Genomic DNA, 20,079 nt, shown 5'->3' with positions numbered 1-20,079 from the left:
CTTCTTGACCGGCTTGGCGTATGGCCCGATCTCCGGAAGCTCGTCGATCGGCCAGTCCGACAGTACGTCGAGGTAGAGCTGGCGGATTTCGGCGATGTGGTCTGGCAGCGTCTCCAGAGTCCAATCGTCCACCGGAATCGGCGGGAACACTGCTACGTCGACCGTGCCCGGGTTCAAAGTGGTCGAATTGCGCGACGCGATGATCTCCGCATTACGAAGCACGATGGGAATGATGGGAATTCCGACCGCCATGGCGATCCGGAACGGCCCCTTCTTGAACGGGCCAACCTCATTGGTGTCCAACCGCGTGCCTTCCGGGGCGATCACGATGGACAGGCCGTTGCGGGCTCGCTCTTCAACGGTGTGCAGCGTCTCCACCGCCGAGTTGGGATCGTCGCGATCGATGAACACTCCGTCGAGCAACTTGCCCAAGGTGCCCATGATCGGGTCGCGTTGGAGTTCCTTCTTTCCCACGCCGACCCAGTTGTCCTTCACCAGCACACCGGCAATGATCGGGTCAACCTGGTTGCGGTGGTTGAAGATAAAGACCGCAGGCCGCTGCGCGGTCAGGTTTTCTTTCCCGGTGACATTCAAATGGACACCACAGGTGGCGAGCAGCACTGCGCCGAAGTTGCCGGTGAAGAAATTCACGCCGCGGCGCCGGTTTCGGGTCAGCAGGCCCCACCCAACGGCACCGGCCCCGACCGGGACCATCGCGCCGAACCCGGCAAGTGTGCGAATCTGACGTTGCAGTCCGAGACCGCCGCGGCTGTCGAATTTCAGGATCGGCCACCCGCGTTTCTTAGCGACGGCGGCCATCTTGCCTTCGGGGTTGGTCGGCCGAGGGTTGCCGACCAGATACATCAGGGCGACGTCCTCGTCACCATCGGCGTAGAAGTAACTGTCCTTCAAATCGATGTCGTGCGCAGCCGCGAACTCTTGTACCGCAGACGCTTTGCCGGGACCCCACAGGATCGGCTTGATCACACCGCCGGTGAGCAATCCGTCCTCGTTGGTCTCGAACTTGTTGGTGAGCGTGTTGGAGATGCCAAGGAAACGGGCCACTGGGTTGACCTGGATCGTCAACGCCGAAGAGCTGAGCACCACCGTGTGGCCGCGCGCCACGTGCGCCCGCACCAGCTCCCGCATTTCCGGGTAGATCCTCGACTCGATGCGTTGGTTGAACAGGCGCTCGCCGATTTCATCCAGATCGGTCAGAAGCCGACCGGCCAACGCCACGGACGCCTTCCCGATGAGGTCCTCGAACTCGATGCGACCCAGGGTGTGGTTCAGCGCCCCCTGCACCATGCTGAGCAACTCACCCACGCCCATATCGCGGCGGCGCAGACGTTCCTGCGTGAGGATGACGGCGGTGAAGCCGGCCACCAGAGTTCCGTCCAGATCGAAGAACGCACCGACCTTCGGCCCCTCCGGGCTGGCCATGATCTCGGCCACCGATCCGGGTAACCGCAGGTCCTTGGGCTGCCGGGCGGCGGCCGCGTCGTCCTTCTCGTCCGTGGCGCTCACGAACTCGACACCGATCGGGAGGCCTCGTCCGCTACGTCGAACTCACACGACGCAGCAACCGCGCGGGGCGGCGGATCACCGGCCAGAGCCAGGATCTCGTCGAAACCCTCCACCAGACACTGGGCGAACAACTCGTCCTTTGTCACCGAGGCCCTGTCGTAGCGAACGGTGATGGTGCACCAACCACCGCGCGAGATCAGCACAACCATCATCGCAACGCCGGGCAGCGGGCCAATTCCGTACTGCCGCAACACTTTTGCGCCAGCGATGTAAGTGTCACCCGGATAGACCGGGACATTGCTGGCCTGCACGTCGTTGCCGATCACCGATCCGGTGATTTCCTCCAGCACCGCCGTCGGCAGCACGCTGAGCACCGGCGCGATGGCCCCGATGATGTTCATGGCGGGCTCTTCACGGCGCTGCGTCATCTGCTTACGGATCTTCTGAATCCGGGCCACCGGGTCGGCCATGCCCACCGGCGCGGCCAGGTTCACACCGGTGAACTGGTTCCCGCCGGCCGCATCGCCCTCTGCGCGCAGGTTCACCGGGACCGCCATCGGCAAGGTTTTGATCGGCATTCCGAGGGCGGCGTGGTAGCGGCCCAATGCTCCGCACAATCCCGCCAGGTAAGCGTCGTTGATGGATCCGCCACCGGCCTTCGCCGCCTTGTGCAGGTCGGAAAGCCGGATGTCGATCGCTTCGGTACGACTGATCAGGCTGCGCCTGCGCAACAGCGGTGATGGCTCGGCGGCCCGGTTCAACACCCGTGCGCCCGAGTTTGCGTATCCGACAATCCCCGACACCGTGGACACCGGGTCCATGACCGCTCGTCCTGCCGCCGACACAGCGCCGGTCAAAGCACCGAGTGCGCCGCCCACGATCGCGATGGGCAGACGATTGATGCCTTGGCGCATCAGGTCGTTGGGAGTCAGATCCTCCGGAATGGGTTGTGGCAACTCCGGCCGTGGCGCCGGATCCCGCTCCAGGTCGACGATCTCGGCGAACATCTCGACGCTGCCGACGCCATCGGTGACGGCGTGACTCAGGTGCAGCAGCATCGCCGCCCGGCCGTCGGGCAGGCCCTCGACCAGCGTGGCGGTCCACAGCGGCCGGGTGATGTCCATCGGTGACTGCAGCATCACCTCGGCGAAGTCGAACACCTCGCGCAACGATCCTGGTTCGGACACCCGTACCCGGCGCACGTGGAAATCGAGGTTGAAGTCGGCATCGACCACCCAGCGCGGCGACGCCGTCGGCAGCGTCGGCACGACGACCTTCTGCCGCAGTCGCAGCACCTTGCGGGAAGCGTTGTCGAAGCGGCTGCGAAACCGGTCCCAGTCGGGCGTCGAGTCGAGCAGTTCGAGCGCCATGATCCCCGATCGCGTCCGGGGATTCGCCTCACCCCGGTGCAGCAAATAGTCAACCGGTCCGAGTTCATCGGAGTAGTCCTTGGTTCCCCCGGACTCAGGCACGGCCACCACGCCTCACGAGGCGATCACCTCGACACGTCAACCCACTCACCGCTGATCAAACCTCCTGCTATCAGGACCCACCCACCAGAATGCCAACACAACGCTAGTCCGGTTATCGCAGTGGTGAAAGTGATGATCGACTCACTAGGTCGAGCCCTGATCAAGCGTGCGCGAGTCCTCGCGGTGGGCCGCCCAGTCGGCGAATCATCGAGATGACGTCGCGCGACTCAGCTTGCCGGAGAGGCCGACAGGGCCAACGAACCCAGCAGCGCGCTTTCCCTACGGCCATAGACGACACCCAGGAAGTCGGAGACGGCTTCGGCGGCCAGCCGGGAACGGACCGTCGGGGTGATGTCGAATGCGTGGTGCGCGTTGGCGAGCTCGGCATACGTCACGTTGGCAGCTCCGGCCCCTTGCAGTGCCGCGCAGAAGGCTCGGGCCTGTCCAGCGGGGACGAGCTCGTCGCGGTCACCGTGCAGGACGAAGAACGGCGGCGCATCGCTGTGCACATAGGAGACCGGGGAGGCCGCGGTGAACCGCTCGGGGTCGTCTGCGTAGCGGACCTTCATGACGAACTGCTCGAGAAACGGCAACATCATCTCGTGCATGTTGTCGAAGTCGGTGAAGTCGTACACGCCGTAGTACGGCGCTACCGCCTGCACGGTGGTGTCGGCGCGTTCGAAGCCCGGCTGGAAGGTGGGGTCGTTGGGGGTGAGTGCGGCCAGGGAAGCCAGGTGGGCACCTGCTGAGCCGCCGGTGATCGCGATGAAGTCGGAGTCGCCGCCGTAGTCGGCGATGTTCTCGCGGACCCAGGCGATTGCGCGTTTCACGTCGATGATGTGGGCGGGGAACTTGCATCGCGGGCTCTTGCTGTAGTTGATCGAAACGCAGATCCAGCCGAGTTCCACCATGCGGCTCATCAGGGTGTACGCCTGCGGCCGCTTGCCGTTGACCGCCCAGGCCCCGCCGGGGACCTGTATCAGCACGGGCGCGCGGTGGCCAGGTGCCAGATCGGGGCGACGCCAGACGTCGAGCAGATGCTCGTTGCCGCCGGGACCGTACGAGATGTTGGAGGTCCTGGCCGCGTACCGGCGGTGCGGACCCGCCTTGGGCTTGGGCAGCAGGCCGCGGCGGACAGCCAATGCTGCTGCGGTGGCCGGGTGATACACCTGCTCGCGGTAGTCCGACCCGAAGGCGCCCTCAAGCGCGGCAGTGAGGGCCAGATCCGCCCGCTGAGCGGCCCAGCTGGTACCCATCCGGTTGATCGACGGCGGCGCGACCCGGGACAACGCGTGTCCGGTCACCACCTGCGGGGGGAATTCAGTGGCCAGCCAGCCGGCCACCCATCCCACCGCGAACGGGGAGCCGCGCAGCAGCACGCCAGCGGACCGGGAGGCGTCTCTGGCCCCAGCCGCCAGTTGTCCACCCTGTCGCAATGCTTCAGCACCGACCCGCGAGAAGCGCGAAGTCACACCGGATAAGCACATAACGAATTTCACTCCCCGACGTCAGGCACACGCCTCGTTGCGGTTAACGGCCGATTACCGGCCGATGTTGTACGTGTGTCGGAGCTCACACCATAACTGATATTTACGGTAGCGGAAGACTTTTCGGGCGTTGCGTCGTTAGGCATCATGCTTATTTCGGTCGTTGGATACACTGACCAGCGCATTGCCTCCGTAGCTCAGGTGGATAGAGCAAGGGCCTTCTAATCCCTAGGTCGCACGTTCGAGTCGTGCCGGGGGCGCTGATCAGGGACTTTTGGGCGCGCTGCAGCGCTGCAGCCTGCCCGCAACGTCCTAGACATGCGACATGACGACACGAGGAGCACTCGCCGGTGTCGAAGACCGCTGGCACCGGCGAGTCCGCCGGGCGAGCACGGTGGACTACCCAACCGGCGCCGGTAACGGTGACCCGGTGTGGTGCACCAACGCCAGGTACGGGCACCCTGGCACGCTGGTGTGCACGCGCAGGCACGACCAGGCCAGGATCGTCGCTAAGTTTGCATTGCCGTTGCCGTCGCAACGTTTCGCTCTAGGGACTTTTGGGGTAACCAACCTCCACGCCGAGTTCAGCTCAGAGCCCGCAGATAATCCAACCGGGCATAGAGGGCTGACTTTTGGCATCGACAAGCGAGTACGCAGACGTAGCGATCATGTTTCGCCAACTGCGGCAACTTGATCCAGAATCCCGCGCTTACGCGAATCAGCGTGACGAAATCATGGCGCGCTGTTTACCCTTGGCCGATCATATTGCCCGTCGCTACCGCGGTCGGGGTGAGTGCTTCGAGGATCTCGTACAGGTGGCCCGCGTTGGTTTGGTCAACGCTGTCAACCGGTTCGACGTCGACACCGGTTCGGATTTTGTCTCGTTTGCCGTTCCGACAATCGCCGGGGAACTACGTCGCCATTTCCGCGACCACGGATGGGCGGTCAAGGTACCGCGCCGGATCAAGGATCTGCAGTCGCACTTGAACCTTGCCACGCAGGATCTCGGTCGGCGGCTCCACCGAGCTCCTAAAGCCTCAGAAATTGCCGAGTACTTAGGAGTCGATCGTGCGCTGGTCGTCGATGCCTTGATAGCTAGCAGCAATTACTCGGTGTTATCGATAGATGCTCCAAGGCGGGCCGAGGAGCAGTCGTTAGTAGAAACGGTCGGGGGGTCGGACCCGCGTTTCGAAAAAGTCCTTCAGGTCCAGACCGTGCGCCCGTTGATCGCTGCTCTGCCGGAGCGCGAACGCACGATCATCAAGCTTCGATTCTTCGACGAGCTGACACAGACCGAGATCGCGGAGCGCATCGGGTGTTCGCAAATGCACGTGTCTCGCCTGCTCGCCAAAGCCTTGCAAACGTTGCGCGGTGGCGCTGACCTTCCAGGCTTAGCGGCAACTGGCTGACGCGACCGACACGCGACGACTCACTTCACGCAAGCCGCCAACGGTTTGTGCATGGCCGGGTAGATATCGACTTCGACTTGGTTCGACCGTGGAGCGCATGCGCAAGTCGCTCCAGGCCGCCGCTGGAAGGCGGCCACTAATTCGTTGCACCAAAAATATTGCGCTGCATACGATTTCCCCTCTATAGCTACAGCTCGGAGTCGCCATGCGCGCAGCCCGCATACCCTCGCAATCCGGACCCCGTCTCACTGGCCCGACCGGGGCGACCACCAGTTCCGGCAGTTTTGACGCAGATCCGCGCAGCCAGCAAGGTGAATTCCTCACTACAGCCCAAGGTCTGCGCGTACCCGACACGGACCACTCGCTCAAGGCCCCGATAAGGGTCAATGACCGGCGCAACTGTGCCGCCCGCGTGGTGACTGCGTAGCCAGGCCAGCGGCCGTCGTGAGGGCACCGTAATTACAGGGCAGGAAATCAACCAAACCGGTAACAATCCCAAACGTTTTCGGTGATGCTGAGTTGAATGCGCATCCAGTCGCAACTGGTCGCTGGGAGTCGGTCAAGCCCCCGCCAGAGGGTATCTGGCGGGGGCCGACGTTGAACGAAAGGGATGCTAGACGCGTCCGCGATCGGCGGTGGCGACTCTGGTCGTGTCGGCGTCCCGGCGCTTGAGGCCCACCAGTCCCGTCAGACCCAAAAGGCCGAGGAGCCCCCAGAGCCCCGTCTTGTCGCTGTGCTGCTCCGTGACTTTGTCATTTCCATTGTCTGCCAACGTGGTTGTCGTTGACGACGGTGTCGGTGCGCTTGGCACGGTAGCGCTGGCAACACCTGCGCCGCCGAATAGCAACGCCCCGGTTGCAGAAACTACGGCAATGGTTTTACGCATGATTCACTCCTGAGAGGTTATTTTGTGATCGACCACCAGATAGGGGTGTCCGAGACAAGCTCCGCGAACCAGTGGGCTCTAGTTTCTACGAATCGACGCGAGATGCGCGCCGCAGGAAGAGAAGTACCCCGAACCTACTCTCTGAAACGTCTAGCGGCGTGGCCTGCACACGGGCAGACACATACCAGGATGGCACGGTTAAAGTAAGTTACGGAGCCAAAAATGACTCGATAGTCTGCTGAGTAGCCGTTGGCATCCCTCACCTGCGAGCGACTTCGCATCTGGTCTGAAGCGACTGTGAGGTCGGCGCCGAAGGAGCGGACGAGCAACGCCGATCGCCTGCGTCGGACTACCTGGGCGCGTGATGGAAGTACTCCCCTGACCGGGGGCCAGGAAAATGCAGCAAGATCCCGCAGTGGTCGCGAGATGACCGTCTACCCGGGCGTGCGGAGTCGGTCAGCGCTGAGACCCGCCAACACTGCAAACAGATAACGGCCGTCGCCCGATGCGGACACGGCCGCGCGATGGGATGATTCGTGGCGAACGCGATGGGGTGTATTGAGACCACGGCAAGACTCCAATAGGACTTTAGCCAGGGTGCTTGTTTGGGCGGCGCGTCATTCGCATGGCGCCGCGGGCCGACGAGAGACGGCGACACCAGCCCCAGGCCGGCTGTTCATTCAGCCTTGTCAGCATTCCCAGACGTCTGAGCTATCAAACGAGGGCGTGACCGCAACCGTTGGCTGAACAACAGCGTTTCCTCTGAACGGCGCCGGGTATTCCATCCAGCGGATCGGTTAGCGCAGTGCCGCGCCAAAGAGTGGGTCCGAAGCTTAGCCATAACTTCGTTGGTCCCCACAATGTTCAGGTTCTCAGAAAGCGTGGAACCGTCCCCCACCATTTGACTTTCGTTGCCAGCCAAGTCTTTTGACCATGGCTGAATCGAGTGAGGACATCCATGGCCATTACCGACGTCGCGCAGTATGCGCACCTGAGCGACACCGACATCGAGTCACTCGGCGCTGAACTCGATAAAATCCGCCGTGACGTCGAAGAATCCCTTGGCGCGCAAGACGCGACCTATATTCGACGCACCATCGCGTTCCAACGCGTCCTGGAGGCCAGTGCGCGCCTGCTGGTCGCTACTAGCCACTCCAAGACGGGCTGGCTCGCGGGCACTGCAGCACTGGCGTTCGCAAAGAGCGTGGAAAACATGGAGATTGGCCACAATGTCGGCCACGGGCAATGGGATTGGATGAACGACCCTGAAATCCACTCCAACACCTGGGAATGGGACATGGCCGGACTGTCGTCGCAGTGGAGGTACTCCCATAACTACCGCCATCACGTATTCACCAACATCCTAGATATGGACGATGACCTCGGCTTCGGCATCATGCGGATCACCCCGGATCAACCATGGCAGCGGCACCATCTGCTGCAGCCACTACGAAACCTGTTGTTGGCGGTCGGGTTCGAATGGGGTATCGCCCGCCATGGCTTTCACGCCGTGCAGGACCGCGCCTCGACAGCACAGGCCAAGAACCCGCAATCACGGGCGGTCTTCAAAAAAATCGGTCGACAGCTTGCGAAGGACTACCTGATCTATCCCGCCCTAAGCCGCTCTCGGTGGCGCCGGACGCTGGGCGCGAACGTCGCCGCAAACGTGATGCGCAATCTGTGGGCATACGTGGTGATCTTCTGCGGCCACTTCCCTGACGGCACAGAGAAATTCACGGCAGAGGTACTCGAGCAAGAAACCAAAGCTCACTGGTATTTGCGCCAAATGCTGGGTACCGCGAACTTTGATGCCGGCCCGCTGCTGGCGTTTTCGAGTGGAAACCTGTGTTATCAGATTGAGCACCACCTTTTCCCCGACCTGCCCAGCAACCGTTACGCTCAGATCGCCACCCGGGTGCAAGCGTTGTGCGAGACATACGACCTGCCCTACACCACCGGTCCCCTGTTGGGCCAGTACCTACAGACGTTGCGCACCATCCACAAACTGGCGCTTCCTGACCGCTTACCGAGCACCACGATCGGCGCGCCTAAAAATCGTGCGTTCGCCCTACTGGGCAGCTGAGCAAATGGTGGAGGCCGTTGCTGTTTGCGTCGCAAAGCATTGCTGTCCATAGCGCGCGTTGATCAGTCAGCCAGATCTTCTGCTATCGAGGGTGATTCGACGCCGCGACCTAGATATCACGCTGTTGAGGATCACAGGTTGTACGTGTCACTTCCGGTCCTGTCACCGACACTATGGTTCCGAGAAGAACCTGGGCCGCTTCTTCATTCGTCATGAAAGGCCGTCGACGGCGCGTGCGTCACTGCCCACGCGACTGCAAGAGCGACTAGATGTCAGCACTCCATCCCTCTGTCCAGTAGGTTCAATCCCACGATCGCGCGCTAGAGTCCTTGCAGTTCAAGGGCACATAGAACGGCCATCCTCTGGGCGTGACCTAGATGTGACCGGAAACCCTTGAGTCTGCGAACTGTGCTCTGCCGCCGTTGTTTGGGGCGCGACTGCCGGGCTATCCAATTACATGGATACTTCAGCCCACGACCGCGCGAGCGCGGGTGACCGAGCGGCGCAACTGAATGAGCAGGTGGCGCAAGGCCATCAGTGGGCCGATGACGCAAACCCTGGTACCAGCGGCGACCTGCATAGGGACGCCGCCGCGAAACACCGGCGTTATGCCGGAGAAAATCGTTCGAAAGCAGAGGCCGCCAGAAACGAAAGTGGCGCGTGAGCGCAAGCCGGGCAGCAGTAACGGCGGGTGCGGTTTGATTTTGCGTTCCTGAGAGCACCTTCAGGCACTGTTTCCGATGACGCATAGTGGCTATCCTCTTCGATTAGTGATTATGAGGAGTAGAGGGATGCGCACGCCGGGTGGGACTCGAGATTTTGGCCAAGCGCCGTGACACGGTATGAGGGGCAAGCCAACCGCTTCGGGCTGAACAATCCCGAACCCACCCCGGAGCAGATCGAGTCCGATGAGCACGACCTACAGGCCAGCTTGAGCGAGCTTGCCGCGCTTGTGGGCGGCGCACTCAGCGTCGACCAGCTACTCACAGAAGTGGCGACGTTCGCCGCACACGCAATTCCCGGTGTGGACGGGGTGGGCGTGACCGCGCTCCAGGTTTCGCACGGAAAGCTGAAGGTTCGGACATGGGCGGTCACCGCACCGTTCGTCCGCGAGATCGACATTCTGCAATACGAAGCGCTCAACGACGGTCCCCGCATAGCGAGCATGCAGACCCGGCGCCCGGTGGTCAGTGGCTCCATAGGCCAGGATCCGCGATGGCCGCGTTTCGGGTCCCGCGTCGCGGACATGGGAGTTAACTCCACGCTGTCGCTGCCGTTGTTGATCCAGGATCAGGTAGTGGGCTCGATCAACTGCTACGCCTATGATTTCGACGTCTTCGGGCAGCACGCGGTGGACTTGGGCTCCAAGTTCGCCGGACCCGCAGCCGTGTCGGTGTACAACTCACAGTTGCTCATCGATGCACAAGAACGAGCCCGGCAACTGCAAGCGGCACTGGTTAGCCGGAAGACTATCGATCAGGCGATCGGCCTTATCCGCGGCACCATCGGAGGGACCGCCGAGGACGCTTTCAACGAGCTGCGGCGGAGCAGTTCGTTGGCGAATGTCAAACTTGCAGTTATCGCACAGCGGTTTGTCGACGACGCGGTGCAGCGTGCTGAGATCGCCCGCCGCGAGAACTCAGAAGCATTGCAGGAAAACGTCGTTGAACAAGTGCCTGAGGGAGACCTCGAGGGGTAGGCAAGTTGTCGCGAGCCTCTCGTGGCGGGTGTGCCGTGCACCCGCCAAGTTGGCGGGATTCGGCACCAGAAGCCACGTGTTTCTCCATCGGCCGAAGAGATTGGTAGCGAGAGCGCGAACGATCTCCGCCACGATCATCGCTACCGACCCAAAAACAGCTAGACATAGTTGACTATACTCAGCTGGTATAGTCCTTCCCAAGCTCAGGGCTTCCCGGCATGCGGTAGACCACTATCGACATACCTGGCGGCCTTGCGTTGTCAGCTGAGGTCCGACTAAACAGCGATAGAGCGTGCAGATGACTACGACATTCGATGTACTGCGGACCCGTCATGCTGACCGCGCCGAGGCGGTCCGCACGACGATCTCCGAGTCTTTTCTCCCGGTCGAGATGGATTTCTCGGCTGACCACGGCCCCGCCGCGGCGCGGGGGGCGGTGACCGACTTAGGCGACCTGACAATTCTCTCGGTGACCTCGACCGCGGTTGAAGTGCGCCGGACCGCCGCACTGACGCACGATGACTACCGGCCCAGCATTTCCCTGGGTCTGCAGATGGCGGGATCCTGCGTGGTAGCCCAGCACGGCCGGCAAGTCCTGCTACGGCCCAATGATCTTGTCGTGTATGAGTCGATGACGCCCTGGGTGATCTCTGACGGCGACGGAATCCGACAGCACAAGTTCCGCATCCCACTGGATCGGCTCGCGCTGCCGCCCGATGTCGTTCGGCAGGTATGTGCAGTCAAACTTGCCCCCGGGCATCCGATCGCGGATCTCGCTGCCGCTTATTTTCGTCGGCTTGCGGCGCGACCAGGGATGTACGACCGACCGGGCGGAGCGGTGGTAAGTCAGCCCAGCATCGAGTTGCTCCGAGCGGTGATCACGACCCATCTCGACTCCGCTGAACTGGGCAGCGAGGCACTGCACGTCACGCAGGTTGTGCGAATCATGGAGTATGTCCGCAGCCATCTGCGCGAACCGGACCTCAGTGCGGGCCGCATCGCGGCGGAGCACCACATTTCGGTGCGGCAGCTATATCGGATCCTGGCTGACGGGGGCATTTCGCTCGGGGATTGGATCCGGGAGCGACGTCTTGAGGAATGTCGGAAAGAGCTTGCGTCAAATGGATTTGGTGATTCCATCTCCGCGGTGGCCCGCCGGTGGGGTTTCACCGACGCCTCCAGTTTCGCGCGGATGTTCCGAGCCGAGTTCGGCACCTCGCCCCGCGAGTGGCGTGAGATGAACCGCCGCAGAGCGACGGCCGCTTCGTAGGTGCGCGCGTTGTGGCGTGCCCATTAGGTGTGCGTCGTGTGCCACATCGGTCTCCGCCCAGAGGCATTGGGCCTTAACCGATTTACGGTGGATGCCACGGCCACATCTCCTGCGAAAGTTGCCGCAAATCCAACGACCGGGCAGATCATGGGGGAACGACGCCTTCGAACCGGCTCCGGAACTGCCCGAAGTGCTAGCTGTTGCGGAGGCACAACTGCGTCATCGCGTGCCGGGACATGTGCATGGCGTGCCGGAGCTGTTCGTCGTCGGGCCCGCTGTGCCAAAACCGTTCTAGCGTCGTGATGAAGACCCGACCGCTCGTCGTGAGTGGTCCAAACCGACTTAGCCGCAAACCTTCCCACGAGCCATCCGCTGGCACAAATTAAGGAGACACCTCATGACATCGCCGACCAAGCCCGTTCCCGTCCTCTTCATCCACGGACTATGGATTCACTCGACCGCCTGGCAACCCTGGCTTGAACTCTTCGAAAGCAATGGATACAGCGCATCGGCACCCGGCTGGCCGGGTGAGCGAACGACAGTGGCCAAGACACGGGACAACCCGGACGGAATGAACGGTGTCGGCATCGCGGAGATGGTCGACCACTACGCCAAGATCATCGGCACTCGTGGTACGAAACCAATCATCGTCGGACACTCCTTCGGCGGGCTGATCGCCCAGCAATTGCTCGCCGACGGGCACGCCGCAGCGGCCGTCGCGATCGACCCCGCCGCCATCAAAGGAGTCAAGGCGCTGCCACTGGCGCAATTGCGTTCTGCGTTCCCTGTACTCAGCAACCCCGCCAACCGGCGCCGTACAGTCTCGTTGACCGCCAAACAATTCCGCTTCGCCTTCGGCAACGCCCTGACCGAAGACGAATCCAACGCGCTGTATGAAGCTTGGTCCATCCCAGGCGCCGGCCGGCCGCTCTTTGAGGCCGCAAGCGCCAACTTCGCCCGCCGCTCGCCGGCCAAAGTCGACACCCGCATCGCCGATCGTGGCCCGTTACTGCTGACCTCGGGCACCAAGGACCACGTAATTCCCCTCAAAGTCACCAAAGAAGTAGTTGGCATGTATTCAAAAGGTTTGGCAGAAACCGACTTTCATGTCTTTGAGGGACGAGGTCACTCCTTGACACTCGACAACGGCTGGAAGCAGGTCGCCGACGTCGTTCTCCAATGGTTGAACGCCAAAGGCTTTTGATCGCAAAGCTCGCCACGCCGGTGGTCGGTCGTGCTGCTTTTACGGCATTCATTCTGCGCTGAGGGTGCGATTTTACGAGTAAACGTCACCCTCAGCGCAGTCCCAACTCGGTCCGCGCAGTGTCGCAGCTCCGCACTAGGTGGCTGACCGATCCCTTGAAATCCCCCTGACACCGCAGTAGCGTCTCATTAGATTAGGCAACCCTAACTACGACTAGGGCGAGGAGACGCACCATGGACACCCTCACCTCTGCACCGGTAGCCGACGTGCTGGCCCGCTTGTTCGATGAAGCGCAAGTCGCCGACGGGGCCCTCGAGGCACGGCTCAGCGCGGAGTTAGACAGCCGCGGTGAAGCAATCGCCGAGCTACTGGCCAGAGAGGCAACCGATTACAAAGGCCTATATCCCGGGTATGCGGCCGACTTCCTGAACGTCTCGGCCGAGTCTGGGCGCTTTCTCTATATCTGCGCGCGAGCCAGGCAGGCGAAACGCATCGTGGAGTTCGGCACGTCGTTCGGCATTTCCACCATCTACCTGGCGGTGGCGCTGCGTGACGGCGGCGGCGGTGAACTCATCAGTACTGGCTGGTGAAGATCGCACAATCCAAACGCTGCGAAAAATTCTGATCACCGAGTTCGGCTGGGATCGGCGCCAAATCCGCACCAAACCGTTCTGGACGCCCGGCCGCACCGGCATGGAATAACTGCCGATGCAACCGGGCCGGAGTGAGTTGCGTTCAGGCTGGGACTGATTCGCGGATACGTACGTCAATAGAGCGCGCCAACCGCAGGGCGGGATCGACCACGCCGTTGTTGCGCAGCAACTCCACGTCGGCGTGGTAGCTCATCGAGGTCAGCCACGGCTGGCCTGCACCCTGTCGGGGCAACTGGCTGACCGCACGCTGGACATAGCCGGCCGAGAAGTCCATCAGCGGTCGGGTTTCCATGTCCGGGTCGTCGAGCACGGGCACCGCGGTGTCGTAGCCGGCATCGTCCATGTGCGCCAGCAGCCGGCAGAAGTGTTCACAAAGCAGGCCGACCTTGAGCGTCCAGGATGAATTCGTGTAGCCGATCGCGTAGGCGAAGTTCGGCACGCCGGACAACATCATCCCCTTATACGCGACGGTTTCGGGCAGGTTGACCGGTTCGCCGTCCACCGTGAGTGCCATGCCGCCGAAGGCCTGCATGTTCAAACCGGTTGCGGTGACGATGATGTCGGCGTCCAGTTCGCGACCCGACTCGAGCTTGATCCCGGTCTCGGTGAACGTGGCGATCCGGTCGGTGACCACCGATGCGCTGCCGTTGCTGATCGCCTTGAACAGGTCGGAGTCGGGCACCGCGCACAGCCGTTGGTCCCACGGGTTATAGGCCGGGCTGAAGTGCTCGTCGACCGGATACCCCTCAGGCAACCGCTTGGCGTTGACGCTGCGGATGATCCGCTTGGCCAGCGCCGGGTACTTCTGGCAGAACTGATAGACGGCGCGCTGCTGGCCGATGTTCTTGCGGCGGGCCAGCGCGTAGCCCAGCTTGTCGCCGAACAGTTTCTTCGCCGTATTGGCGAAGGCGTCCTTCGACGGCACCGGCATGATGTAGGTCGGCGAACGCTGCAGCATGGTCACATGACCGGCGGTCCCAGCCATTGAGGGCACCAGGGTCACCGCGGTGGCGCCACTGCCGATGATGACGACCTTCTTGCCGGCGTAGTCCAGGTTTTCGGGCCAGTGCTGCGGGTGCACGATCTGTCCGGTGAAGCGCTCGCGACCCTCGAAGTGCGGCGTGTAGCCCTCGTCGTAGCGGTAGTAGCCACCGGCGCAGAACAGCCAGTTCGCGCTGATCTGCCCGCGCTCCCCGGTGTCCGTGCGCTCCACGTCAACAACCCAGCGCGCGTCGGCGCTCGACCACGCGGCGCCGTGCACCTTGTGGTGGAACCGAATGTTGCCGTCGATACCGTTCTCGGCGGCCGTCTCGCGCAGGTAGGCCAGGATTTTGTCGGCGGTGGCGATGGCGTGGTCGTCGCGCCAGGGCTTGAACTCGTAGCCGAAGGTGTGCAGGTCTGAGTCGGAACGAATTCCGGGGTAGCGGAACAGGTCCCAGGTGCCGCCGGTGGCGCCGCGCGCCTCCAAGATCGTGTAGCTGCGGCCCGGGTGCTCGCTCTGCAGGTAGTAGGCGGCGCCGATTCCGGAGATGCCGGCTCCGACAATCAGGACGTCGACGTGGTCGAGGTCGGTACCTACGGCGGTGGAGGTGCGGGACATGGTCGTGACTCCTGACGGTGGTGGAACTGCGTTGTATCCATAGTCGCGATCCCTGGCGCCCTAACCAAGGTGAGATATGCCCAAATTCGTCAACCTCTGGTGCAATTTGCACCAGCGACTTACGCTGGCCAGGTGGCCTGGAAACGCCCATCTGAGCCGGTCAGAGAGTTGATTCGGCAGTGCGCGCAGATCTCTGTCAATCCTCGGGGCGAATGGCTCGAAGAACTCGATGCGGAGGTTCTCGCGGCCAGCCCCACGCTCGCCGCCGACCCGGAACTTGCCGCGGCGGTCGGCCGGAGCAACAGGGCGAACATGTACTTCTGGGGCACGGCCAATGTGCGCGATCCCGGGGCGCCGGTGCCCCCGAACACCGGACCGGAGCCGATGAACATCGCCCGCGAAGTGGCCCGGCGCGGGCTCACTGCCTTCACCCTCGACGCGTATCGGATCGGCGAAGCAGTCGCCTGGCGCCGGTTGATGGAGATCGCCTTCAGCCTGACTTCGGATCCCGCCGAGCTCCATGAGCTGCTCGATGTGTGCTCACGCTCGATCAGTGCATTCATCGACGGCACCTTGGCGGGGATCGCTGAGCAGATCGACCAGGAGCGCGACGACCTCACCGGCGGGAGCCACGCGGACCGGCTCGAGACCGTCGCACTAATCCTGGACGGCGCGCCCATTACCCGAAAGCGGGCCGAGTCGCGACTAGGATATGCCTTGACCGGACCCCACATCGCTGCCGTGATCTGGTGCGACGACCCAGCCGCGGACATGGCCCGCCTGGATGCGGCCGCCGAGGCGCTCGGCCATGCGGCCAAAGTCCGGCCACTGACCATTTTCGCCAGCACGGCCACCCGCTGGGTCTGGGTGCCCGGCCGATCGATCGACCTGGGCGCGCTGCGCGATTCGATTGAGGCGACGCCGGACATCCGAGTCGCGGTCGGGCCCTGCGCCGACGGGATCGACGGATTCCGCCGCAGCCACTTCGAGGCCATCACCACTCAGCAGATGATGGCGCGTTTGCAATCACCGCAACGCGTTGCGCATTTCGCCGACGTCGAACTCGTCGCGATGATCACCGCCGACACCGACCGCGCCGCCGAATTCGTGCGTCGCACTCTCGGCGACCTCGAAGCAGCGGGCAGCGAATTACACGAGATCGTCAGAGTCTTTGTCGACGAGCAGTGCAATGCTTCCCGCGCGGCAGCGCGGCTTTACACACATCGCAACACACTGCTGCGGCGGCTGGCGCGGGCCGATGAGCTGCTGCCGCGGCCGCTGGCCGAATGCAGTGTCAACGTCGCTGTCGCGTTGAACGTGCTGCGCTGGCGCGGAAAATAGTCACAATCACTCGTCAGTCGTCAGAGCGGGCGCCGCGACGACTACCGGGTAGATCTCATGGCTGCCCTTGAGACCCTTGAGTTCAACCTCGCGAGGTGTGCCGAGCACGATGTCGCGGGCCCCCGAGATCGCTGCACGCACCGACTCACTGATCAGGATCTCTCCTCCGCTGGCCAGTGCCGCCACCCGCGCGGCCATCGCGACATTGCGCCCGAACAAGTCGTCTCCGCGCCGCACCGAGTCACCCATGTGAAGTCCGATGCGCACCCGGATGTGTGCCCAGCGGTCCGGGTCTGACCGAAGCGCCTCTTGCACATCCAGACTCCAGCGCACCGCCTCCATCGGATCCGCGAACGCGATCATGAAACCGTCACCCTGGGTTTTGACCACGTGCCCGCCATGATCGTTGACGGCCTTATAGATCAGTTTGTTGTGCCGCTCGAGAAGCTTCACGAAGCCCGCGTCGCCGAGTTGCTCGTTGAGTTCTGTTGACCGTTCGATGTCGGAGAAGGCGATCACCACATTGCCGTCCGCCGTAATTTTGGCGAGATCGGGACGCTCTATCTTGGCCCAGCCCGCAAGGTCCTCGAAGGCATTGCGCGCCGTGGCGCCGATTCCTTTGTTGATCAGCGAGTCGGCCGTGTGCCAAACGGTCCTGATCGCAAGTGGGGCAAGCCCCGGAGGGGGCGACCGTCGAACAATAGGCACAGTCGCGTCCTGGCCCACGCGACTCACGCGCTTCTTCTTCCTCAAGCTCCGGCGCAAGTTCTTGCGCGCCCCGTTGAGTTGCCGTCGCGCCACGAGGAGAAGGATTCCCAACGTCACGAGGCCGCCGAACTCGATGAGGGCAACGATTGCCCACCAGACCGCCGCGCTCATGTGCTGACCCTCGGCCGCAAAACGAAAGAAATCACCCGTTGATTATGGTCGATCAGCCGGGCCGATCGCTCCATCAGTCCGGAACAGCCGCTCCGGCCCTGCGTAACGCCGCTTCTGCGTGCCGCAACACGGGCGAGTCGACCATCTGTCCTTCGAACGCGAACACGCCCCGCTCGGTCTTCGCCGCCTGCAACACCCGGCGTGCCCAGTCAAGCCTTTCGTCGCTGGGCCGGTATGCCTTCCGTACCACCGCCACCTGAGTCGGATGGATGCAGACGGTCGCGTCGAAGCCGACCGCGACACCGTCAACCGCCTCGGCTTCCAGGCCCTCCAAGTCGCGGATGTCCAAATGCACGGAGTCGAGCGCCATCCGGCCGAAGGTGGACGCCGCTAGCAGCGCGGTCGACCGCACGTGGCGGGCGACATCGCGGTAGCTGCCGTCCGGCCACCGACTGGAGGTGCCACCAAGGGTGGCGACCAGGTCCTCGGCGCCCCACATCAGCGCCACGGTGGGCTCGGCGGCGGCGATTTCGACGGCGAACACCGCGCCGCGCGGGGTTTCGATCAACGCGATGACGTCACGCGGCGCCAACGCGGTCACCTGGGCTGCCGATTCGGTCTTGGACAGCATCAGCGTCGTATAGGCGGTGTCGGCCAAGGCCTCCAAGTCACGGGCCTGGTCTTCGGTGCCGGCGGCGTTGATCCGGACGACGGTGCGCGCAGGGTCCAGCGGAGTGTCGCGCAACGCGACGCGGGCGGCGGGCCGGTCCGAGGCCGCCACCCCGTCTTCGAGGTCGAGAATCACCACATCGGCGGCCGCCGCGGCCTTCGCGAAGCGCTCGGGCCGGTCGGCCGGGCAGAACAGCCATGCCGGGCCCGCGTCACGCAGGCTCATTCGGACTCCTCACTCGGTCGCTTCTGTACCAGCGTCGTGCGCACCGCACGCGCGACAACGTCACCGTGCTGATTGCGCCCGGTGTGCTCCAGGGTGACGATGCCCTCGCCGGGACGACTCTTGGACTCCCGCTTGCCGGTGCACACCGTCTCGGCGTAGAGGGTGTCGCCGTGAAAGACCGGTTTGGGAAACGACACTTCGGAGAAGCCGAGATTCGCGACGATGGTGCCCAGCGTCAGCTGCGCCACCGACAGCCCCACCAACGTGGACAGGGTGAACATCGAATTCACCAGCCGCTCACCACGAAAGCCCGGCTGCTCTGCGGCCCACGCCGCATCCAGATGCAGCGACTGCGTGTTCATGGTCAGCGTGGTGAAGAAGACATTGTCGGCCTCGGTGACAGTGCGGCCGGGGCGGTGCAGATAAGTCGTCCCCTCTTCGAATTCCTCAAACCACAAGCCGCGCTGGACAATCGACTTGCCCTCTTGGTTCGGCACCGTCATGACAGCCCCAACGATCGCGCGATCAACATCAGCTGCACCTCGGTGGTTCCCTCACCGATTTCGAGGATCTTGCTGTCGCGGTAGTGACGGGCCACCAGGTACTCGTTCATGAATCCGTAGCCGCCGTGGACTTGGGTGGCGTCGCGGGCGTTGTCCATCGCCGCTTCCGAGGAGATTATCTTCGCGATCGCCGCCTCCTTCTTGAAAGGCTTGCCCGCCAACATCTTTGCCGCGGCATCGTAGTAGGCGGTACGCGCGGCATGCGCCCGCGCTTCCATGCGTGCGATTTTGAAACTGATCGCCTGGTAGGAGCCGATCGGCCGCCCGAACGATTCCCGTTCCTTGGCGTACTTCACGCTTTCGTCGACGCAGCCCTGCGCCACCCCGGTGGCGACGGCAGCGATCGCGATCCGGCCCTCATCGAGGATGGACAGGAAGTTGGCGTAGCCCTTGCCCTGGGTGCCGAGCAGATTCTCCGCCGGGACCCGGGCGTCGTCGAAGGACAGCGGGTGGGTGTCCGACGCGTTCCAGCCGACCTTGTTGTAGGTCGGCTCCACCGTGTAGCCCGGGGTGCCGTTGGGCACGATGATCGTCGAGATCTCTTTCTTGCCGTCCGCGAGAGTGCCGGTGACCGCGGTGACGGTGACCAATGAGCTGATGTCGGTTCCGGTGTTGGTGATGAATTGCTTGTTGCCGTTGATGATCCATTCATCACCCTCGAGGCGGGCGGTGGTCCGGGTCCCGCCGGCATCCGAACCGGCACCCGGTTCGGTGAGCCCGAAACCGGCGAGGGCACGGCCGGCGGTCAGGTCCGGCAGCCATTTCTCCTTCTGCTCCTCGTTGCCGAACCGGTAGATCGGCATGGCGCCCAGGCCGACTCCGGCCTCCAGCGTGATAGCCACGGACTGGTCGACCTTGCCCAGTTCCTCGAGTGCCAGTGCCAACGCGAAGTAGTCACCGCCCATGCCGCCGTACTCCTCCGGGAACGGCAACCCGAACAGCCCCATCTCGCCCATCTTCTTGATGACCTCGTACGGAAAGCTGTGCTCTTCATCGTGTTTGGCCGACACCGGCGCAACAACGGTGCGCGCAAAGTCGGCCACCGTATCGCGGAGTTCTTCGTATTCCTTGGGCAATGTTCCTGCCGGAATCGTTGTCGTCATGATCGGTT

The 20,079-nt window shown here is 63.1% G+C and carries 15 protein-coding genes, 1 tRNA gene and 2 pseudogenes; 9 read left to right on the top strand and 9 right to left on the bottom strand.

The window, feature by feature from the left end:
• Positions 1 to 32 precede the first annotated feature (32 nt).
• From ACZY1I_RS14835 to lipQ, 3 genes and pseudogenes are all read right to left on the bottom strand, one after another.
• Positions 33 to 1,443 (bottom strand): annotated as a pseudogene (locus tag ACZY1I_RS14835) (HAD-IB family hydrolase); the annotation flags it as partial.
• A gap of 80 nt (positions 1,444 to 1,523) precedes the next feature.
• Entirely contained in the window at positions 1,524 to 3,005 is a 1,482-nt protein-coding gene (locus ACZY1I_RS14830) for a WS/DGAT/MGAT family O-acyltransferase (protein WP_463755215.1), read from the bottom strand.
• Positions 3,006 to 3,226: 221 nt separating this feature from the next.
• A complete protein-coding gene (gene lipQ / locus ACZY1I_RS14825) occupies positions 3,227 to 4,486 on the bottom strand; it encodes an esterase LipQ (protein ID WP_463755720.1) in 1,260 nt (419 codons plus the stop codon).
• Positions 4,487 to 4,672: 186 nt separating this feature from the next.
• Between lipQ and ACZY1I_RS14820 the strand changes: the two genes are divergently transcribed.
• A tRNA-Arg gene (locus ACZY1I_RS14820) sits at positions 4,673 to 4,746 on the top strand.
• A gap of 408 nt (positions 4,747 to 5,154) precedes the next feature.
• Complete coding sequence (locus ACZY1I_RS14815; protein ID WP_463755214.1) at positions 5,155 to 5,895, top strand: SigB/SigF/SigG family RNA polymerase sigma factor; 741 nt, start codon at positions 5,155 to 5,157, stop codon at positions 5,893 to 5,895.
• Positions 5,896 to 6,508: 613 nt separating this feature from the next.
• On the opposite strand, the gene ACZY1I_RS14810 is transcribed toward ACZY1I_RS14815, so the two are convergent.
• Positions 6,509 to 6,781: a WGxxGxxG family protein gene (locus ACZY1I_RS14810; protein ID WP_463755213.1), complete on the bottom strand. Its 273-nt coding sequence runs from the start codon at positions 6,779 to 6,781 to the stop codon at positions 6,509 to 6,511.
• A 958-nt stretch (positions 6,782 to 7,739) separates the two neighbouring features.
• On the opposite strand from ACZY1I_RS14810, the gene ACZY1I_RS14805 reads away from it, so the two are divergent.
• The 6 genes and pseudogenes from ACZY1I_RS14805 to ACZY1I_RS14780 all read left to right on the top strand — a co-directional run.
• On the top strand, positions 7,740 to 8,864 hold the full coding sequence (locus tag ACZY1I_RS14805; protein ID WP_463755212.1) for a fatty acid desaturase family protein: 1,125 nt from the start codon (positions 7,740 to 7,742) through the stop codon (positions 8,862 to 8,864).
• An 832-nt stretch (positions 8,865 to 9,696) separates the two neighbouring features.
• A complete protein-coding gene (locus ACZY1I_RS14800) occupies positions 9,697 to 10,563 on the top strand; it encodes a GAF and ANTAR domain-containing protein (protein WP_463755211.1) in 867 nt (288 codons plus the stop codon).
• Between the two features lie 298 nt (positions 10,564 to 10,861).
• Complete coding sequence (locus ACZY1I_RS14795; RefSeq protein ID WP_463755210.1) at positions 10,862 to 11,833, top strand: helix-turn-helix domain-containing protein; 972 nt, start codon at positions 10,862 to 10,864, stop codon at positions 11,831 to 11,833.
• A gap of 397 nt (positions 11,834 to 12,230) precedes the next feature.
• Positions 12,231 to 13,037, top strand: a complete 807-nt coding sequence (locus tag ACZY1I_RS14790; protein WP_463755209.1) for an alpha/beta hydrolase — start codon at positions 12,231 to 12,233, stop codon at positions 13,035 to 13,037.
• A gap of 233 nt (positions 13,038 to 13,270) precedes the next feature.
• Positions 13,271 to 13,627, top strand: coding sequence for a hypothetical protein (locus ACZY1I_RS14785; protein ID WP_463755208.1), 357 nt, complete (start codon positions 13,271 to 13,273; stop codon positions 13,625 to 13,627).
• Positions 13,617 to 13,739: pseudogene (locus ACZY1I_RS14780) on the top strand (SIP domain-containing protein); the annotation flags it as partial. The gene ACZY1I_RS14785 and the pseudogene ACZY1I_RS14780, both read left to right, overlap by 11 nt.
• Positions 13,740 to 13,772: 33 nt before the next feature.
• Here the strand turns inward: ACZY1I_RS14780 and ACZY1I_RS14775 are convergent.
• On the bottom strand, positions 13,773 to 15,290 hold the full coding sequence (locus ACZY1I_RS14775) for a flavin-containing monooxygenase (protein WP_463755207.1): 1,518 nt from the start codon (positions 15,288 to 15,290) through the stop codon (positions 13,773 to 13,775).
• Between the two features lie 132 nt (positions 15,291 to 15,422).
• Here ACZY1I_RS14775 and ACZY1I_RS14770 point away from each other — a divergent pair, with 132 nt between their 5' ends.
• The gene (locus tag ACZY1I_RS14770) at positions 15,423 to 16,631 is read left to right on the top strand and encodes a PucR family transcriptional regulator (protein WP_463755206.1); all 1,209 of its coding nucleotides are present in this window, start codon (positions 15,423 to 15,425) and stop codon (positions 16,629 to 16,631) included.
• 6 nt (positions 16,632 to 16,637) lie between these two features.
• On the opposite strand, the gene ACZY1I_RS14765 is transcribed toward ACZY1I_RS14770, so the two are convergent.
• The 4 genes from ACZY1I_RS14765 to ACZY1I_RS14750 form a co-directional block, all read right to left on the bottom strand.
• Positions 16,638 to 17,510: an adenylate/guanylate cyclase domain-containing protein gene (locus ACZY1I_RS14765; protein ID WP_463755205.1), complete on the bottom strand. Its 873-nt coding sequence runs from the start codon at positions 17,508 to 17,510 to the stop codon at positions 16,638 to 16,640.
• Between the two features lie 73 nt (positions 17,511 to 17,583).
• Positions 17,584 to 18,405, bottom strand: a complete 822-nt coding sequence (locus ACZY1I_RS14760; protein ID WP_463755203.1) for an HpcH/HpaI aldolase/citrate lyase family protein — start codon at positions 18,403 to 18,405, stop codon at positions 17,584 to 17,586.
• Positions 18,402 to 18,908 (bottom strand): MaoC family dehydratase, encoded by a 507-nt coding sequence (locus ACZY1I_RS14755; protein ID WP_463755202.1) that lies wholly within the window; start codon positions 18,906 to 18,908, stop codon positions 18,402 to 18,404. The genes ACZY1I_RS14760 and ACZY1I_RS14755 overlap by 4 nt, the downstream gene beginning before the upstream one ends.
• On the bottom strand, positions 18,905 to 20,071 hold the full coding sequence (locus ACZY1I_RS14750) for an acyl-CoA dehydrogenase family protein (protein WP_463755201.1): 1,167 nt from the start codon (positions 20,069 to 20,071) through the stop codon (positions 18,905 to 18,907). The genes ACZY1I_RS14755 and ACZY1I_RS14750 overlap by 4 nt, the downstream gene beginning before the upstream one ends.
• Positions 20,072 to 20,079 lie beyond the last annotated feature (8 nt).

The organism is Mycobacterium sp. IDUB_37, from assembly GCF_055419245.1.
Note: the sequence above shows the minus strand (reverse complement) of the source record. Positions and strands in the feature narration are given on the sequence as shown.

Excerpts from the sequence above, each read along its gene's own strand:
- ACZY1I_RS14785 (WP_463755208.1), top strand. The coding sequence starts at position 13,271 with ATGGACACCCTCACCTCTGCACCGGTAGCCGACGTGCTGGCCCGCTTG.
- ACZY1I_RS14750 (WP_463755201.1), bottom strand. The coding sequence starts at position 20,071 with ATGACGACAACGATTCCGGCAGGAACATTGCCCAAGGAATACGAAGAA.
- ACZY1I_RS14805 (WP_463755212.1), top strand. The coding sequence starts at position 7,740 with ATGGCCATTACCGACGTCGCGCAGTATGCGCACCTGAGCGACACCGAC.
- ACZY1I_RS14810 (WP_463755213.1), bottom strand. The coding sequence starts at position 6,781 with ATGCGTAAAACCATTGCCGTAGTTTCTGCAACCGGGGCGTTGCTATTC.
- ACZY1I_RS14760 (WP_463755203.1), bottom strand. The coding sequence starts at position 18,405 with ATGAGCCTGCGTGACGCGGGCCCGGCATGGCTGTTCTGCCCGGCCGAC.
- ACZY1I_RS14790 (WP_463755209.1), top strand. The coding sequence starts at position 12,231 with ATGACATCGCCGACCAAGCCCGTTCCCGTCCTCTTCATCCACGGACTA.
- ACZY1I_RS14815 (WP_463755214.1), top strand. The coding sequence starts at position 5,155 with ATGTTTCGCCAACTGCGGCAACTTGATCCAGAATCCCGCGCTTACGCG.
- ACZY1I_RS14795 (WP_463755210.1), top strand. The coding sequence starts at position 10,862 with ATGACTACGACATTCGATGTACTGCGGACCCGTCATGCTGACCGCGCC.
- ACZY1I_RS14775 (WP_463755207.1), bottom strand. The coding sequence starts at position 15,290 with ATGTCCCGCACCTCCACCGCCGTAGGTACCGACCTCGACCACGTCGAC.
- ACZY1I_RS14765 (WP_463755205.1), bottom strand. The coding sequence starts at position 17,510 with ATGAGCGCGGCGGTCTGGTGGGCAATCGTTGCCCTCATCGAGTTCGGC.
- lipQ (WP_463755720.1), bottom strand. The coding sequence starts at position 4,486 with ATGTGCTTATCCGGTGTGACTTCGCGCTTCTCGCGGGTCGGTGCTGAA.
- ACZY1I_RS14755 (WP_463755202.1), bottom strand. The coding sequence starts at position 18,908 with ATGACGGTGCCGAACCAAGAGGGCAAGTCGATTGTCCAGCGCGGCTTG.